Origin of the sequence: Absiella sp. AM09-50 (genome assembly GCF_003433845.1) — a bacterium.
GTDB lineage: Bacteria > Bacillota_I > Bacilli_A > Erysipelotrichales > Erysipelotrichaceae > Hoskinsella > Hoskinsella hominis.
In genome coordinates, this window is record NZ_QVFI01000002.1 from 184,889 (window position 1) to 203,271 (window position 18,383).

The 18,383-nt window shown below is 37.6% G+C and carries 14 protein-coding genes; all 14 read right to left on the reverse strand.

Going from position 1 to position 18,383, the window contains the following annotated elements; genetic code table 11:
• Positions 1–11: 11 nt before the first annotated feature.
• Positions 12–1,421 carry a cache domain-containing protein gene (locus DW114_RS03355; protein WP_117452381.1) on the reverse strand — a complete coding sequence of 470 codons (1,410 nt, stop codon included), beginning with the start codon at positions 1,419–1,421 and terminating at the stop codon, positions 12–14.
• 216 nt (positions 1,422–1,637) lie between these two features.
• Positions 1,638–3,572 carry a diguanylate cyclase domain-containing protein gene (locus tag DW114_RS03360; protein ID WP_158552158.1) on the reverse strand — a complete coding sequence of 645 codons (1,935 nt, stop codon included), beginning with the start codon at positions 3,570–3,572 and terminating at the stop codon, positions 1,638–1,640.
• A gap of 187 nt (positions 3,573–3,759) precedes the next feature.
• Positions 3,760–4,167, reverse strand: a complete 408-nt coding sequence (locus tag DW114_RS03365) for a DUF4259 domain-containing protein (protein WP_117452383.1) — start codon at positions 4,165–4,167, stop codon at positions 3,760–3,762.
• A gap of 22 nt (positions 4,168–4,189) precedes the next feature.
• Positions 4,190–4,522 carry a hypothetical protein gene (locus tag DW114_RS03370; protein WP_117452384.1) on the reverse strand — a complete coding sequence of 111 codons (333 nt, stop codon included), beginning with the start codon at positions 4,520–4,522 and terminating at the stop codon, positions 4,190–4,192.
• Positions 4,523–4,598: 76 nt separating this feature from the next.
• Positions 4,599–7,802, reverse strand: a complete 3,204-nt coding sequence (gene carB, locus DW114_RS03375) for a carbamoyl-phosphate synthase large subunit (protein WP_117452385.1) — start codon at positions 7,800–7,802, stop codon at positions 4,599–4,601.
• Between the two features lies 1 nt (position 7,803).
• Entirely contained in the window at positions 7,804–8,880 is a 1,077-nt protein-coding gene (gene carA / locus DW114_RS03380; RefSeq protein WP_117452386.1) for a glutamine-hydrolyzing carbamoyl-phosphate synthase small subunit, read from the reverse strand.
• 42 nt (positions 8,881–8,922) lie between these two features.
• The gene (gene pyrE, locus DW114_RS03385; RefSeq protein ID WP_117452387.1) at positions 8,923–9,561 is read right to left on the reverse strand and encodes an orotate phosphoribosyltransferase; all 639 of its coding nucleotides are present in this window, start codon (positions 9,559–9,561) and stop codon (positions 8,923–8,925) included.
• Positions 9,561–10,262: an orotidine-5'-phosphate decarboxylase gene (pyrF, locus tag DW114_RS03390; RefSeq protein ID WP_117452388.1), complete on the reverse strand. Its 702-nt coding sequence runs from the start codon at positions 10,260–10,262 to the stop codon at positions 9,561–9,563. The genes pyrE and pyrF overlap by 1 nt, the downstream gene beginning before the upstream one ends.
• Positions 10,259–11,170: a dihydroorotate dehydrogenase gene (locus DW114_RS03395; protein ID WP_117452389.1), complete on the reverse strand. Its 912-nt coding sequence runs from the start codon at positions 11,168–11,170 to the stop codon at positions 10,259–10,261. The genes pyrF and DW114_RS03395 overlap by 4 nt, the downstream gene beginning before the upstream one ends.
• The gene (locus DW114_RS03400) at positions 11,170–11,916 is read right to left on the reverse strand and encodes a dihydroorotate dehydrogenase electron transfer subunit (protein ID WP_117452390.1); all 747 of its coding nucleotides are present in this window, start codon (positions 11,914–11,916) and stop codon (positions 11,170–11,172) included. The genes DW114_RS03395 and DW114_RS03400 overlap by 1 nt, the downstream gene beginning before the upstream one ends.
• Position 11,917: 1 nt before the next feature.
• Positions 11,918–15,118, reverse strand: a complete 3,201-nt coding sequence (gene carB, locus DW114_RS03405; RefSeq protein WP_117452391.1) for a carbamoyl-phosphate synthase large subunit — start codon at positions 15,116–15,118, stop codon at positions 11,918–11,920.
• Positions 15,119–15,121: 3 nt separating this feature from the next.
• A complete protein-coding gene (locus DW114_RS03410; RefSeq protein WP_117452392.1) occupies positions 15,122–16,192 on the reverse strand; it encodes a carbamoyl phosphate synthase small subunit in 1,071 nt (356 codons plus the stop codon).
• Positions 16,189–17,469, reverse strand: coding sequence for a dihydroorotase (locus DW114_RS03415; protein ID WP_117452393.1), 1,281 nt, complete (start codon positions 17,467–17,469; stop codon positions 16,189–16,191). The genes DW114_RS03410 and DW114_RS03415 overlap by 4 nt, the downstream gene beginning before the upstream one ends.
• On the reverse strand, positions 17,466–18,368 hold the full coding sequence (locus tag DW114_RS03420; protein ID WP_117452394.1) for an aspartate carbamoyltransferase catalytic subunit: 903 nt from the start codon (positions 18,366–18,368) through the stop codon (positions 17,466–17,468). The genes DW114_RS03415 and DW114_RS03420 overlap by 4 nt, the downstream gene beginning before the upstream one ends.
• Between the last annotated feature and the right edge of the window lie 15 nt (positions 18,369–18,383).

An 18,383-nucleotide genomic window follows, 5' to 3' on the forward strand; every position in this document is an offset into this window, starting at 1 on the left:
CCTGTCTTATTTTAGTGATATTTTTCCTGAATCAATTGTATTTGTTGTTTCATTTCCTGACTGATGTTACGATGGAACAGGTAAACATAATGATGATCTTTTTGATGATAACATGTACTATAACATTCATACCAGAGGGTTTCATCTGACATGATCCGATAATGTATATGCTTGATTTCTTTATGTTCATGATAGGCTTTTTTCAGAGAAGATAAAGTAAATGTTTCAATAAATTCATCTACATCATCCATATAAATTTCCTTACTATAAGCACGCAGTGCCTGATCATATGTATCATGAAAAAGATTTGCTTTTTCATTGTTATCATGGTAAATCTTTACACTACATAATGCTTCATCTAAATCAACACATACAGAAAAATCACAGTTGCGCATAATAATCTCACGATTCATCATTTCTATAGCGTCTTTTTCCATCTGGTATTGGTTTTCTAACTGATCTCGATATTTCTTTCTTTGACCATGGAAAATTAAATAGATAGTAATGATGGATACAAGTATCATAGCAATTAATAAAACCACTATAAAAACCGTATTTCTCTCAACCTGTGCAATCTGTGTCGCAAACATATCCGCACGCATAATTGTCACAATCTGCCAGTCGTTAATTTCATGTACCGGTGTTGTACAAAGAATCAATGTCGCATCATTTCCCTGGATTTCAAATACACCGGTTTTCTGTTTGGCAATACTGTCTTTTAACTGCTTCACAGTGGAGTCATTATTTCCATTTTCCTTGATGGTTGCATAAAGACCATCATCATTTAATTTGATCATATCTGATGCAGGACTTTTTAATAACCAGGCACCATCTTCACTATTCACAATAAAGGTTCTTCCCTTTCCTTCCTGGAAAGCAAATAACTCATTGGTATAGTAACGCTGAACCATAACTTCACAATATAAAGCACCTTTTTGTACATTATTTCGATATACTGGTGTCTGAATCAACACAATCGTATCTCCTGCCTCATTCATATACGCAGGTGATATACTGCTTTCCCCTTTGGAAATCGCTGTTTCTTCATTTTTGATATAACTGAAATCGATGGTATCATCATTATGGTTAATTCCCTTCCCATCCATATCCAGATAGAAGGTACTATATAAATCATTATTACGTGTAAATTCTTTTAAAGCATATTTCAATGTATTGTGATCAAAAAGAATTGACTCTGAAAGATAATTCAATTTCTGTACATCTTTTTCTAATGAACTGACCACTTTACTTTCTACGATTTCCGTTGTACTTAACAGATAATCATAAGAAGTATCATTGATCTGCGCAATCACATTATCCTTTACCCGATAAGCTCCTATACCAAGAAAAGCGATGACGAAAAGCAGAATGATGATAAAAAATCCTGTGTTCTTCTTATAATGAAACTTCTCCTTATTCATATCCTTAACCTGCCTCTCACCCTGGGCCAAACAATGACAGCTTTAGAAAAAGATTATAAGCATATCTTTCTCTTTTCCTATTGTAACCGGTTTCTATGTTCTACTTTTATTATATAACAGTTACCTACTGATAACAATGCACTTTCGATGTTATATCATATTTATATCATATTTTTTTGAAAAAAGACAAAAAAATGCCAGTTATATTTCATATTTTCACTTATTTTCCTCATAATGACGATATCGTTTTGAGCTCTTATGATGATCATAATACTCTCGTTTATCTTTATACATTGCTGCATCAGCTGCCGCAATCATTTTATCAAGCTGGGCAGGCTCCTTGAACCATATCGCACCCAACGCTATCTGAAGCATATCATTTTCCTGTATCTTTTCCCGCATTTCCTTTATTTTCTGATAGAAAATCGCTTCCTCAATATTTCGATAAATAATCACAAATTCGTCTCCACCAATACGATAAATTCTAGCTTTCACAAATACTTCTTTCATATAAGCAGCTGCCTGAATGATAATTTCATCACCCTTTGCATGTCCATACATATCATTGATATCCTTTAATCCATTGATATCTAAGAAAACTAATCCCATCGTTATCTGTTGATGTTTAAATTGTTCAATGTCTTCAATATAACGATTACGGTTATAAAAAGATGTTAAAGTATCATGATAGCTTAAGCGTGATAATTCTTCTTCTGCCTGATTTCGCTTAATTGATAAACTAATGAAATAACATAACGTTTCTAATAAAGACGCAATATTCTGTATTTTCTCAATCGGTGGATTATCTACACCAATGATGCCTGCAATCTGTCCATTGCTTTTCAATGGAGATGAAACCAGACGATAAATATTATTGGTTTTTAACAGTTCATATTCTTCTTTTGAGTTTTCCTTTAATTCTTCTATATTATTTAATATCATATAATTTCGTTCTTTAAAAGATCTTAACCAGCGTTCAATTACAGCAAATGGTAAATCTTTTAAATCCAGTATAGAGCCTACCCCAGACTTACACCATTCCCAATCCTTATTGACTAATTCACCTTTTAGGCTGACTAAATAAACACGATCAGCACATAAATAATTACCAATTTTTTCTAAAACAATATTGATACTCTGATTGATATCATGAATATCATATAAAATATGGATACATTCTACGATGATCTGTTGTGCTTCCAACGTTCTCTGTAACTCGTTTTTTTCATTTTCAAGCTTTGTCATATCAAAGGCAATTTCTAAACGTGCAATACGTTCATCCCATAAAATCTTACGATCCTTCAACATATAATGCTTATTAGTGATGGGATTATCAATTTCCCATGAATAAATTTCATTTTCTTTCAATAATGGATTTGTACAGAATGGGCAGGGACTTGTTCTTCCCTGCAACACTTCATAGCACTTTTTACCATAGAAATCATTTGCATGAAATGTTTCCTGTCCTGCTTGATTCAAAAATAACAATTCATAAGTTTCTATATCACTTACATAAAGCAGTTCAGATATCTCATTTAACGGTGCTTGTAACTGATCTGCCATCATTGATAAATATTCGCGTTTTTTACGATTCTCTTCTTCTGCTTTCTCAACTTCCATCTTTTGTTTTGTGACTTTTGATGTATAAATCGCAATTAATGCCGCAATAAAAAGACATATACTGATTAAGATAATCAATCCATGCATTGCTCGTCGTACGGTTCTTTCTGTGTATACTTCTGCCGCATTTACAGCAGCGTTTGTTTCTGTGAAAAACTGTTCACTTAAAGTGAACAATTGTTGCTTATCTTCTCCCTTGCGTACCAGATTGATTTCCGCTTTGATCTGTTTCCATAATTCATCTACCACAAGCAGCTGCTGTTGGAAATCCTTATCATCTAAACAAATCAAATCATTCTCATCATCACCCTTTTGTAAACCAAGAATAAGTTTATCCAGACGTTTTATCAATGCATCATCCTGCATACCAGAAAGCTCTTGTTTTACAAGCATCTGAGAAGCTCCACGAACAACCCCTGCATAATTCACAACCCTTGCGTTTCCTTGTACATTTTTAATCGAGAAAAGAGCAACCAACACAGATAAAATCAATGCCAGCGTCAGCGTCACAGGTAATAATTTCTTCTGCATAGTATCCCCCCGCTTTATGATCTTTATTATATTAATCATACTACTTATTTGAAAATAAATATAGCTATATACGATTTAATTCGGTTGTTTTTACATTTTCATTTGCTTTCCTATCACTTATTTGCATATAAAGTTCACAAGTTCTTAACAATACATAAAAAAGATGAAATTTCATCTTTTTTTATCCTTATGCCTGAAGTCTTTTTATGATGGAAAGTTTATCTTCCCTCCATGAAGAATATAATTCTTCATTATCTTCCCATAATTCTTTTAATTCACTATGGTCCGATAAAACGGCTTCTAAAGCTTTTACAGCTTTCTGTTTCAAAGGGTGAACTTCAAGATTTTTGATAGATTCCATCCAGCGAATGTATGTATCATCATCACAACGCTGTTCTGTACCATTTAAAATGGTATCCATGATTGCGGCAGAAACAATCGCATATTGTCCATCATCATACTCTACATATTCACTTGTGATTACATCATCAAGATACTGTCCCATATCTTTCAACAAATCTTTGGATGCCATTAAATCTTCTAAAGCATCATAAGCTGTATCATCATCAAAAACTCCATAATTCCATGCGCCCATAATTATTTTCTCCTAATTTTCCTTATATCGCAGCTAGCACAAAAGCTGATAAGACAAGTAATGCTGTTATCTGTAAGAAAAGATTGATGATATCCGGTAATATAGATGCATTGTTTTGACGTAATTGCTTTGTGATTGGTAAATCATATCCTTTAGTGAAAATGATATTTACGATAATCTCCATCATAAAAATCGCAACTAATATAGATTTATCACCCATGGAAAACCCACCAGTTAAGTTACTATGAGCCTTTACCTGTTGTCCAATCTCATTCCATTTATATAACATCATACAGCCAATCATTACGATGATAATCCATGATACGACATTCACAATCTTCCTTAAGGTTTTCATAAGCATTGTCCTTTCGGATATATGATAACACAAAAAGCGATAACAATCAGTAATTTACTGAAGTTATCGCTTTTACTTAATCTTCTAACTCATTCATAGAAATGGTTGTGAAATTCAATGATTCTAATACCTTTAAAATAGCATTGGCTGTATCAAAAGATGTGAAACAGCTGATGTTATTTTCCGCAGATACACGACGAATCAAGAAACCGTCATTCGTGACTTCTTTTTCATTTGACATCGTATTGATGACATAGTTGACTTTTCCTTTACGGATGATATCTAACACATTGTTTTCATCATCTTCACTGATTTTCTTAACCGTTTTCACATGAATACCATGTTCATTTAAGAAGGCCGCAGTTCCTGCTGTTGCTAAGATTCCATAACCAATGTTAGAGAAACGTTTTGCGATGGCTAAACCTTCTTCTTTGTCCATATCCGCAATGGTCATTAAGACATTGCCATGATTTGGAATTTTAACACCACTTGCTAGTAATGCTTTATAAAGTGCTTTTTCAAGTGTGACATCTCCACCAAGTGCTTCACCGGTTGATTTCATTTCAGGTCCAAGTACCGTATCGACACTTCTTAGTTTCGCAAAAGAGAAAACTGGTGCTTTTACAAAGACACGATCGCCTTCTTCTTTTACTGCATCTAATGGATATCCCTGTTCTTGTAAGCTATGCCCCAATACACATTGTGTTGCGACATGACTCATTGCTACGCCTGTAATCTTAGATAAGAATGGTACGGTACGAGAGCTTCTTGGATTTACTTCCAGTACATATACCTTTTCTTCTTTATCTACGATAAACTGAATGTTATATAATCCAATGAACTTAAAGCCTTTTCCAATACGAATACCATATTCAATGATGGTATCCTTCACTTTTTGTGAAATGGATTGTGGTGGATAGACACTGATAGAATCTCCGGAGTGAATACCAGCACGTTCGATATGCTCCATGATGCCTGGGATAAAGACATGTTCTCCATCACAGATCGCATCGATTTCAAGTTCTTTTCCGACAACATATTTATCGACAAGGATAGGTGCGTCATGACTGATTTCCTTTACAGCTGTTGCCATATAAATCTTTAGATCATCATCATTATGTACGATTTCCATCGCACGTCCACCCAATACATAACTTGGACGAACAAGTACTGGATAACCAATCTTATTGGCAATGACAAGGGCTTCTTCTACTGTTACAGCTGTTTCACCAGTTGGTTGAGGAATATCTAATTTATGAAGCATTGCCTCAAATTCATGACGATCCTCTGCTTCATCAATACTTTGTAGCGAAGTACCTAAAATTTTAACACCGCGTTCTACTAATTTATCCGCTAAGTTAATGGCTGTTTGTCCACCAAATTGTACTATGACACCAAGAGGCTGTTCCAAGTCAACGATATGCATAACATCTTCAATCGTTAATGGTTCAAAATACAGCTTATCTGATATAGAGAAATCGGTAGATACTGTTTCTGGGTTGTTGTTAATGACGATTGCTTCATATCCTGCTTCACGAAGTGTCATGACACAGTGTACAGTCGCATAGTCAAATTCTACACCCTGACCAATACGGATTGGTCCACTACCCAATACAATAATTTTTTTACGATCTGTACGAACAGATTCGTTTTCATCTTCATAAGTAGAATAGAAGTATGGTGTTGCACTTTCAAATTCTGCCGCACAGGTATCTACCATTTTATATACAGGAATGATACCATTTGCTTTACGCAAATCATAGACTTCACGTTCCTTCATGCTCCATTTACGAGCGATAAAGCTATCCGCAAAGCCGTTTTCCTTCACAAGGCGCAATGTTTCTATATCTTGTGGATGTGCCATCATTTCTTTTTCAAGCGCAATGATGTGTGCAAATTTATCTAAGAACCAATCATCAATCAATGTGATCTCATGAATCTTTTCTACACTTTCGCCTCGACGAATCAGTTCTGCGATACCAAACATACGCAAATCATCTTTGACATGAATCTTTTTCCAAAGTTCTTCGGTAGATAATGCGTCAATCTCCTTATTGTCGATATGATCGCATTTCATTTCTAAGGAACGTACTGCTTTTAAGAAACTTTCTTCAAAGCTTCGTCCTATAGACATGACTTCTCCGGTTGCCTTCATCTGTGTTCCTAAACGACGATCGGCATGTGGGAACTTATCAAATGGGAAACGTGCAAGTTTTGTGACGATATAATCTAATGTTGGCTCAAAGCAAGCATAACTTGTTTTGGTAATTGGATTGATGATTTCATCTAATGTTAAACCAACAGCAATCTTTGCTGCAAGTTTTGCGATTGGATAACCCGTTGCTTTAGAAGCTAAAGCACTAGATCTTGATACACGAGGATTTACCTCGATAATGTAATATTTAAAGGAATTTGGATCTAAGGCAAGCTGTACATTACAGCCTCCACAGATTTTTAATGCACGAATGATTTTTAAGCTTGCGTTACGCAGCATCTGATGTTCACGATCACTTAAGGTCTGCACAGGTGCCACAACCATGGAATCTCCGGTATGGATACCAACCGGGTCAATGTTTTCCATGTTACAAACAACGATAGCATTATCGTTGTAATCACGCATAACTTCATATTCGATTTCTTTAAAGCCGGCAATGCTTTTTTCAATCAGACATTGATGTACTGGTGATATTTTTAATCCATTGTCTGCGATAATGCGAAGTTCTTCTTCATCATCCGCAAATCCTCCACCAGTACCACCCAGGGTATAGGCAGGACGCACAACGACTGGATAACCAATCTGATTAGCAAAAGCTACAGCTGCATCTACTGTATGTACGATATCACTTTCTGGTACTGGTTCATTGATTTCATACATCAGATTACGGAACAATTCACGATCCTCTGCCTTATTGATTGCTTCTAAATCTGTTCCTAAGATTTCTACATTGTATTCATCCAAAATTCCAGAATTCGCTAATTCTACGACCAGATTTAATCCTGTCTGCCCACCAAGGCTTCCAAGGATTGCATCCGGGCGTTCTTTATAGATAATACGGCTGGCAAAATCCAGCGTTAATGGTTCAATATAAACACGATCGGCAATCGCGGTGTCGGTCATGATCGTCGCAGGATTGGAGTTGATCAAGATCACTTCATAACCTTCTTCACGAAGCGATTGACATGCCTGACTTCCCGCATAATCAAATTCTGCGGCCTGTCCAATAACGATTGGTCCAGATCCGATCACCATGATCTTATGTATATCTGTACGTTTTGGCATATTACATATTCTCCTTTTCCATCAGTTTCATAAAGTCGTCAAACAAATAGTTGGCATCTTCTGGTCCAGGACTTGCCTCTGGGTGATACTGCACACTGAATACTGGGTATTTACTGTGTTTTACACCTTCCACACTTTTGTCATTTAAGGCACGATGTGTTAGCACTAAATCAGTACCTGCAAGGCTTTCTTCTTCTACCGCAAACCCATGGTTTTGGGAAGTGATTTCTACCTTGCCACTTGCAAGATTGACTACTGGGTGGTTACATCCTCGATGACCAAATTTCAACTTTGTGGTATTGGCGCCACATGCTAAGGAAATTAGCTGGTGTCCTAAACAGATACCAAAGATTGGTACCTGTCCCATCAGTTTTTGAATTTCTTTGATTGGACCTTCCATATCTTTAGGATCTCCTGGACCATTACTTAACATCACACCATCTGGATGAAGTGCCATAATTTCTTCTGCACTTGTATCATATGGTACGACGATTAAATCACAGTTACGTTTTGATAATTCACGAATAATGCCATGTTTTGCGCCAAAATCCATCAATACGACTTTCTTTCCACGATTTGGAATAGGGAAAGGCTTTTGGGTAGACACACGTTTTACCTGATCATGTAAGAAGTCTGTATTCTTTAACATGGAAACAGTTTCTTCCACATTAACACCTTCATCTGCCATGATGGCACGCATGGTACCCTTATTTCTAATTTTTCTGGTAATGGCACGGGTATCCACGCCATAAATACCAGGTATATGCTTTAACTTTAAAAATTCATCGACACTCATATCGCCGCGGAAGTTGCTTGGTTTTTCACATGCTTCCTTCACCACAAATCCAAACACTGCTGGATTCAGGCTTTCAAAATCATCACGGTTGATGCCATAGTTACCGATCAATGGATAGGTCATCATGACGATTTGCCCACAATACGACAAATCACTTAATACCTCCTGATATCCACTCATCCCTGTATTGAATACTAATTCTCCCACTTGATAATTATCTGAACCAAATGCGTATCCCTTATAACAGCTGCCATCCTCCAGTATTAAATATCTTGTCTTCATAAAACGAGAGCAACCTCCTTTTTTGTTTATATTTTATTGTTACTATTTATTCATCCAAGACTCATCTTTAGGGTCTTTTTTCCATGCTTTCAGTTTTTCTAAATCACTTTCTTCGATATAGTTGTTTTCTAAAGCAACACCAATCAATACATCATAATTGCTTAATGTAGAATATGGTACATCCAGTGCTTTGAAGCATTCATCAGCTGCTGGCAATAAGTATGTAAAGATAGCGACAACGCCAATGACGATGGCACCAGCTTCACGAAGTGAATCAACAACATCTTTTACACTTCCACCTGTAGAGATTAAATCTTCTACAACGACAACTTTTTGTCCTGGTTCTACTTTACCTTCAATTTTATTTCCTTTTCCATGTGTTTTATTGCTACTTCTTACATAGCCAAATGGTTTGTTTAATTTATCCGCAACCATCGCACCCCAAGGGATACCTGCAGTAGAAGTACCAATGATGACGTCTGCATCATTGTAGTTTGCTTTGATTTCTTCTACAAAACCTTCCACAACAACACTTCTTTTTTCTGGAAAGCTTAATACCAGACGGTTGTCACAATAAATTGGACTTTTGATTCCACTTGCCCATGTAAATGGACTTGTTGGCTGTAAAGATACAGCTTTGATAGAAAGCAGGTTTTCTGCTACGATTTTTTCTACGCTCATTATTTTCCCTCCATAATTGCTTCAATTTCGTTATATGTTTTATAAGGATCTTCACTCTTTGTGATACTTCTTCCTACAACGATGTAGTCACAGCCTTCTTCTTTGGCAAATGCTGGTGTTGCGACACGTTTTTGATCATCTTTTGAATCACTTGCCAAACGAATACCAGGTGTCACGGTTAAGAAATCATCACCGCATGCTTCATGGATGCCTCTTGCTTCATGAACAGAGCATACAACCCCATCCAAACCACTTTCTTTCGCAAGTTTTGCGTAAGAAATGACTACGTCCTGAACTTCTCCAGGAATCAATAATTCGTTGTTCATCGCTTCCTTGCTTGTACTAGTTAACTGTGTAACAGCGATACATAATGGACGTTTTCCATTTACTGCACCTTCCACAAGGCCTTCCATAGCCGCTTTCATCATGGCACTGCCACCAGCTGCATGCAAGTTTACGATATCGACATCTAATTTTGCTAAATTCTTCATACCGTTTTTTACAGTATTTGGAATATCGTGCAGTTTTAGATCCAAGAAGATTTTGTGTCCTCTTGCCTTGATTTCACGAATCATTTCAAATCCAAATGCATACGTTAATTCCATTCCCACTTTTACATAAATTGGTTCACTGAATTTATCCAAGAAACTGATCACATCTTCTTTTTTTGAAAAATCCAGCGCTACGATTGTTTTACTCATCCTCTATGACTCCTTCCGATTGCTTCCTTGATATCTGAAATACCATACTTTTTGAACACTTCTGGTAATTCCTCTATTATTTTAACACAACAATAAGGATCGATAAAGTTCTGCATACCAACTTCTACAGCACTTGCCCCTGCATACAAAAACTCTAATACATCCTCTGCTCTGGTAATACCGCCAACGCCAATAATTGGGATATTGACAGCCTGTGATACTTGATAAATCATACGAATCGCAACTGGCTTGATGGCAGGTCCACTTAATCCTCCAGTAAGATTTGCTAAAATTGGTTTTCCTGTTTTTAAATCCAAACGCATACCCATCAAGGTATTGATCATGACGATACCATCTGCCCCTGCTTCTTCTACAGCTTTCGCAATTTCTACGATATCCGTAACATTTGGAGATAACTTCACATAGACAGGCTTTGTGGCAGCTTCTTTTGCCATACGTGTTACTTTTGCGGCAAGCTCTGGTTTTGTGCCTAGACCAATCCCACCATGTTTTACATTTGGACAACTGATGTTTAATTCATAAGCTTTCACAACATCACTGCTGTTTAATTTTTTGATGACTTCAACATAATCTTCCTCACTGGCACCTGCCACATTGGCAATGATTTCTGTATCAAACTGTGCCAGCCATGGCAGTTCTTTTTCCATGATTACATCAACACCTGGATTTTGAAGTCCAATAGCATTCAACATACCGCTTGGTGTTTCCGCAACACGAGGGGTTGGATTACCAAAACGTTTTTGTGGTGTCGCACTTTTAATGGCGATACCACCTAGCTTTGATAAATCATATAATTCAGCATATTCTCTACCGAATCCAAAGCATCCACTTGCAGGAATGATTGGGTTTTTCAGGTTTAATCCTGGCAGTTTTACTGATAAATCCATTAGTATTCCACCTTTCCGATAGGGAACACCGGACCTTCTTTACAGATACGGTGATACATGTTTTCCTCTTTTTTATCTTTGGCAACACATGCCATGCAGGCACCAATACCACATGCCATACGGCTTTCAAAACTCATATATCCTTTTGAATAAGCATTTTCGACTGCCTTTAACATTGGAATCGGACCACAGCTGTAGGTGAAATCACAAGTGATTCCTTTTTCTTTGATGGCATCCATGACGGTACCTTTGACACCATAGCTTCCATCCATGGTCGCCACAACAACACTTGCGCCTAGTCTTTCAAATTCATTCACATAGAACACACTTGCGGCATCATTGAAGCCTAAGACAACGTTAACTTTTTTATTGATGGCACGATATTGTTTCGCCAGTTCATATAAAGGAGGAACACCAACACCTCCACCAATCAACAGCACTTCATCTAATTCTTCATGAATCGGATAGCTGCTGCCAAGTGGTCCAAAGACATCCAGCATTCTTCTAGCGCTTAGCTCACTTAATACCTTAGTGCCATCGCCTACAACTTTGTAGACGATGACGAATTCATTTTTACTTTCTACACTGCAGATACTGATTGGCCTGCGCAACATGTACCCATCCACTTTGATATTCACAAATTGTCCGGGCTTCATATCCTGGGCAATCTTGCCCTGCAGCTGCATACGGTACGTATTTTTCGCAATCTTATCATTGCGCATGATCAGACATGTTTCTACCTGCATATTAATCCTCCAGTTCATTCATTGAAATTGTTGTAAAGTTCTGGCTTTCCAATACACTTAAGATGGCATTGGCTGTATCCAGAGATGTGAAACAGCTGATATTATTTTCTGCTGCTGTACGACGAATCACAAATCCATCATGGTTTGCTTCCTTTTCAACGCTCATTGTGTTGACAACATAGTTGACTTTACCACTTCGAATCACATCTTCTACATTATCTTCCCCATGTTCACTGATCTTACCAACGGTTTTCACAAATAAGCCATGCTCTTTTAGGTAAGCAGCTGTACCAGCTGTCGCATAGATACCATAGCCAATCGCATAGAAACGTTTTGCGATAGATAATGCTTCATCTTTATCCTGATCCGCAATCGTCATTAAGACATTGCCATGACTTGGAATACGGATGCCACTGGCAAGTAATGCTTTATATAATGCTTTTTCAAGTGTCACATCACTTCCTAAAGCTTCTCCTGTAGATTTCATTTCAGGTCCTAAGGTTGTATCGACATGACGCAGTTTCGCAAATGAGAATACTGGTGCTTTTACAAACCAGCGATCACTTTCACTGTGAATGCCTTCTTCATATCCCTGTTCTTTTAAGGAATGACCAAGTACACAACGTGTAGCGATATAGCTCATTGGAATACCTGTGACCTTGCTTAAGAATGGTACGGTACGTGAACTTCTTGGATTTACTTCCAATACATATACCTTTTCTTCTTTATCTACAATAAACTGAATGTTATATAATCCGATAAATTTAAAGCCTTTACCGATACGAATTGCATAATCTAAAATTGTATCTTTTACTTTCTGTGATACGGTTGGTGCTGGATACACGCTGATAGAGTCACCTGAGTGAACACCGGCACGTTCGATATGCTCCATGATACCTGGAATATATACATGTTCTCCATCACAGATACCATCGATTTCAAGTTCTTTACCTACGATATATTTATCGACAAGGATTGGTGCATCATGACTAATTTCTTTTACAGCTGTTGCCATATAGATTTTCAAATCATCATCATTGTGTACGATTTCCATTGCACGTCCACCCAATACATAACTTGGACGAACAAGCACTGGATAACCGATACGATTCGCGATGACAAGTGCTTCTTCCACCGTTGTCGCAGTTGCGCCATTTGGCTGAGGGATATCTAATTTGTGTAACATTTCTTCAAATTCATGACGATCCTCTGCCTCATCAATGCTCTGTAAAGAAGTACCTAAAATCTTCACACCACGTTCTACTAATTTATCCGCTAAGTTGATAGCAGTCTGTCCACCAAATTGAACGATGACACCCAATGGCTGTTCCAAATCGATGACATGCATAACATCTTCGATTGTCAATGGTTCAAAGTATAATTTATCAGAGATAGAGTAATCAGTTGATACAGTTTCTGGGTTGTTATTGATAACGATAGCTTCATAACCACATTCACGAAGTGTTTTCACACAATGAACCGTCGCATAGTCAAATTCTACACCCTGTCCAATACGGATTGGTCCCGCACCTAATACGATTACCTTCTTGTTATTGCTTGGGATACTTTCATTTTCATGTTCATACGTAGAATATAGATATGGTGTATGTGATTCAAATTCACCCGCACAGGTATCTACCATCTTATAAACTGGAATGATGTGATTAGACTTACGTAAGTCATATACCTCACGTTCCTTCATATCCCATGCTCTTGCGATATAACTATCCGCATAGCCTTTTTTCTTAGCTTCCTTCAATACTTCCAGATTGCCTTTGTTTTCTTTTAATACCGTTTCAAATTTTACAAGATTTTTAAAACGGTTCAAGAAGTATTCATCCATCATGGTGACTTTATGAATATCCTCTACTGTGACACCTTTTCTTAACAATGCCGTAATCACAAAGATACGTTCATCATCATTATCACGCAGTTTCTTCCATAAATCTTCGACATCCATTTCATTGATTTCTGCTTTTTCAAGGTAATCCACTTTCATTTCTAATGAACGGATAGCCTTTAACATCGCTTCATCAAAAGTACGTCCAATGGACATAACTTCACCAGTTGCTTTCATCTGAGTTCCCAGTTTACGATCGCCTTTTGGGAATTTATCAAATGGGAAACGTGGGAATTTTGCGACTACATAGTCAATGGTTGGTTCTACACAGGCATAACTAGTCTGCGTAATTGGATTGATGATTTCATCAAGTGTTAATCCAACAGCAACTTTTGCGGCAAGTTTTGCGATAGGATAACCGGTTGCTTTAGAAGCCAGAGCACTTGATCTTGATACACGAGGGTTTACTTCAATTACATAATAGTTAAATGAATTAGGATCTAATGCCAGCTGAACGTTACATCCACCACAGATTTTTAATGCACGAATGATTTTCAATGCACTTGCACGCATGATACCACAATCACGATCTGTAAGTGTCTGTGTAGGTGCTACGACGATAGAATCTCCGGTATGAACACCAACTGGGTCGACATTTTCCATGTTGCAGACAACGATGGCATTATCCGCATTATCACGCATTACTTCATATTCAATTTCTTTATAACCGGCAATACTTTGTTCAATCAGACACTGTGTTGCTGGTGAAATCTTTAAGCCATGTGCACAGATTTCTTTTAATTCTTCTTCATTATTGGCGAAACCTCCACCAGTTCCACCTAAGGTATAGGCAGGGCGTACTACCACTGGATAACCATTTTCATTTGCGAAAACAAGTGCTTCTTCCACTGTATGAACAATCACACTGGCAGGTACTGGTTCTCCGATTTCATACATTAATTCACGGAATTTATCACGATCTTCTGCTTTTTCGATTGCATCTAATGCTGTACCTAATACTTCTACATTAAATTCATCCAAGATGCCAGATTCTGCTAATTCTACAACTAAATTTAATCCTGTCTGTCCACCAAGACTTCCAAGGATTGCATCTGGTCGTTCCTTAAAGATGATACGTTTCGCAAATTCTGCGGTCAATGGTTCAATATATACACGATCAGCAATGACAGTATCTGTCATAATCGTCGCTGGGTTGGAGTTGATCAGAATAACTTCATACCCTTCTTCCTTTAAGGAAGTACATGCCTGTGTACCGGCATAGTCAAACTCTGCAGCCTGTCCAATGATGATTGGACCTGATCCTATGACTAAGATCTTATGAATATCTGTTCTCTTTGGCATGATTTATCCCCTTTCCTTCATCAGTTCGATGAATTCATCAAAAATGTATTTCAGATCATCTGCCCCAGGACTTGCTTCTGGTTCAAATGCGACAGAAATCAATTCGTATTTGTTGTGTGTAAAGCCTTCTACAGAATCATCATTTAATGCACGATATGTGATTTCAATACCTGTACCATCGATATTGGATTCATCTAAATCATAACCATGATTCTGAGCTGTAAATTCAATCTTGTTTTTCTTCAGGTTACGTACAGGCATACTGTTTCCATGATGTCCTGTTTTCATTTTCTTTATCTTTGCGCCTAAAGCTAAAGCAAGCACTTCATGACCTAAGCCAATTCCTAACAAAGGAACTTTACCTAACAACTGTTTGGTTGCTTCAATCGTTTCAGGAATTTCATCAGGAGAACCAGGTCCACCACTTAAGATTACACCATCTGGTTGAAGCTCCATAATTTTTTCTGCACTCATATTGTAAGGTACTACCAATAAATCAATATCACGTTCATTAAATTCACGAATCACCGCAAACTTTGTGCCGATATCTAACATTACAGCTTTTTTACCACGACTTGGAATTGGGAATGGTTTCTGGGTAGAAACTTTTGCCACACCGCCTGTTGGTAGTTCTGTATGCTTCATCATATCAACGATGGCTTTTACATCTGCACCTTCATCAGCCATCATAGCTTTCATTACACCGTTATCTCTAATTTTTCTTGTGATCTCTCTTGTATCGATATCTGCGATTGCTGGAATATTTTTCATTTTCAAGAATTCATCCAGACTCATATCACTTCTGAAATTGCTTGGTTCTTCACAATATTCTTTAACAACGAATCCAAATACATTAGGAATCAGACTTTCAAAGTCATCACGGTTGATCCCGCAGTTTCCAATGGCAGGATATGTCATCATAACGATCTGTCCATAATAAGACAAATCACTCAGGATTTCCTGGTATCCACTCATACCCGTCTGGAAAATCAATTCTCCCATCTGGTAATTGTTGCCACCAAATCCAATACCTTCATAAACACTTCCATCTTCTAAAATCAGCAGCCTTTTCATTTGCGCTCCTCCTTATATACGATTGTCCCATTCACAATCGTTGTGACTATGTTTCCATAAACTTCCCATCCATCAAATGGGGTATTCTTTCCTTTTGAAAAGAATTTTTCTTTATCTATCGTCTGTTTATGATCGATATCCACTAAGATCATATCTGCATCATAACCAGGGGCAAGTTTTCCTTTTTTATCAAATCCAAAGCGTTTTGCTGGTGCTTCACTCATAAAGTGAACTAGCTGGTTCATTGTGAAGCGCCCTGTATCCTTTACAAAATGAGTATATAACAAAGGGAATGCAGTTTCAATGGATACTATGCCAAATGGTGATTCTACCATTCCTTTATTTTTCTCATCTTCACTATGTGGGGCATGATCGTTTGCAATCATATCAATCGTACCATCCAATAAGCCCTGAATCAATGCTTCCTGATCATCTTTTCCCCTTAATGGTGGATTCATTTTATGATTAGGATTTTCTACATCCATCTCATTCAACAACAGGTGATGCACGGTGACTTCCCCACTGCAATCTACACCCATATCTTTATATTCTTTTAAATACTGTACACTTTCTTTTGCGCTCATATGACACACATGATATTTCACACCAGTTTCTTTTGCCAGCTTTAAATCACGCAGCATTTGCGCATATTCACAAGCACTTGGAATACCAATATAACCTAGTTCTTTGTTACGGATCCCCTCATGCATGCAAGCACCTGGTTTTCGATAATCCATATCCTCCGTATGTGCCACGATCATCGCATTTTCTTTCTTACAGGCTTCCATAGCTGCCTTCATCATATCTTTGCTCGCAACACCAACACCATCATCACTGAATGCGTGGATGCCAAGTTTGCTTAAACCGGCTATATCACTTAATTCTTTACTTTTTTCACCCTTTGTAATGCATCCATAAGGAATGACATTCACAACGGCATCTTCTTTTATTTTCTGAAGGTATGCCTTCATTGTTTCTACATTATCTGGATAAGGAATGACATTTGGCATTGCCATGACTGTTGTAAAGCCACCATGTGCCGCTGCCATTGTTCCGGTTTTTATCGTTTCTTTATGTTCATTTCCAGGTTCACGTAAGTGTACATGCACATCGATAAGTCCAGGCAACAATACAAGACCATTCGCATCGATTGTTTCATCAGCATCTATCTCTAAATGTTCTTTGATTTCTTTGATCCCTGTTTCATCATATGCAACATCCATCTTACAATACGTATGATCCGCTTGCAGGATATTTGCGTTTTTAATCAGCTTCATAGTTTCACATCCTTAAATGGCGCAAAGCCAAATGCTCTTTTCACAACAGCTTTTCTTACTAGCACACCGTTTTCCATCTGTTTAAAGATTCTACTCTTTTCACATTCTACCAGATCATTATCAATTTCTACACCACGATTCACTGGCGCTGGGTGCATAATAATCGCATGTGGTTTCATCATTTCTGCACGTTTTTTGGTTAATCCATATCTTTCCAAGTACTCTTCCTTACTCATTGCCATGGTTTCCTTATGACGTTCATGTTGAATACGAAGCATCATAACCACATCTGCCCATTTTACAGCTTCATCCACTGGCATATAAGACTCGTCTTTATGTATCCATTCATCTGGACCGGAAAATCTTGTTTCTCCTCCCAGCATCGCCATGGCTTCTTTAATACTGTTAGCAACACGGGAATGTGTCACATCCCCAATGACAGCCACCTTGATATTTTCAAAAGTCTTAAATTCCTGATAGATCGTCAGCAGATCCAATAAGCACTGGGTAGGATGATTTCCACATCCATCTCCGGCATTCAGAATAGGAATATTGATATTTTCCAGTTCTTTAAAGTATTCATCTTTACTGTGACGAATAACAACAGCGTTGTACCCAATACTTTCAAATGTCTTAACCGTGTCATAAAGGGTTTCTCCTTTTTCCACGCTGCTTCCGGCTGCGCTGAAATCTTCAACCCTGGCACCAAGCTGTAATTCCGCTGAAGCAAAGGAATAATGTGTACGGGTGCTTGGTTCAAAAAAAAGATTAGCAATTAACGTACGATCAGGTAATTGCCAATCTCTATGGGAACATGAAAAAGCATGAGCATCGTTAAGAATGTCAAGTAGTTCTTCTTTCGTTAAATCACTGATTCTTAGCAAACTATTCTGATTCATAAACAACCTCCATCA

Bases quoted from the DNA above. Each gene is read 5' to 3' on its own strand.
- DW114_RS03355 (WP_117452381.1), bottom strand. From the start codon at position 1,421: ATGAATAAGGAGAAGTTTCATTATAAGAAGAACACAGGATTTTTTATC.
- DW114_RS03360 (WP_158552158.1), bottom strand. From the start codon at position 3,572: ATGCAGAAGAAATTATTACCTGTGACGCTGACGCTGGCATTGATTTTA.
- DW114_RS03365 (WP_117452383.1), bottom strand. From the start codon at position 4,167: ATGGGCGCATGGAATTATGGAGTTTTTGATGATGATACAGCTTATGAT.
- DW114_RS03370 (WP_117452384.1), bottom strand. From the start codon at position 4,522: ATGAAAACCTTAAGGAAGATTGTGAATGTCGTATCATGGATTATCATC.
- carB (WP_117452385.1), bottom strand. From the start codon at position 7,802: ATGCCAAAACGTACAGATATACATAAGATCATGGTGATCGGATCTGGA.
- carA (WP_117452386.1), bottom strand. From the start codon at position 8,880: ATGAAGACAAGATATTTAATACTGGAGGATGGCAGCTGTTATAAGGGA.
- pyrE (WP_117452387.1), bottom strand. From the start codon at position 9,561: ATGAGCGTAGAAAAAATCGTAGCAGAAAACCTGCTTTCTATCAAAGCT.
- pyrF (WP_117452388.1), bottom strand. From the start codon at position 10,262: ATGAGTAAAACAATCGTAGCGCTGGATTTTTCAAAAAAAGAAGATGTG.
- DW114_RS03395 (WP_117452389.1), bottom strand. From the start codon at position 11,170: ATGGATTTATCAGTAAAACTGCCAGGATTAAACCTGAAAAACCCAATC.
- DW114_RS03400 (WP_117452390.1), bottom strand. From the start codon at position 11,916: ATGCAGGTAGAAACATGTCTGATCATGCGCAATGATAAGATTGCGAAA.
- carB (WP_117452391.1), bottom strand. From the start codon at position 15,118: ATGCCAAAGAGAACAGATATTCATAAGATCTTAGTCATAGGATCAGGT.
- DW114_RS03410 (WP_117452392.1), bottom strand. From the start codon at position 16,192: ATGAAAAGGCTGCTGATTTTAGAAGATGGAAGTGTTTATGAAGGTATT.
- DW114_RS03415 (WP_117452393.1), bottom strand. From the start codon at position 17,469: ATGAAGCTGATTAAAAACGCAAATATCCTGCAAGCGGATCATACGTAT.
- DW114_RS03420 (WP_117452394.1), bottom strand. From the start codon at position 18,368: ATGAATCAGAATAGTTTGCTAAGAATCAGTGATTTAACGAAAGAAGAA.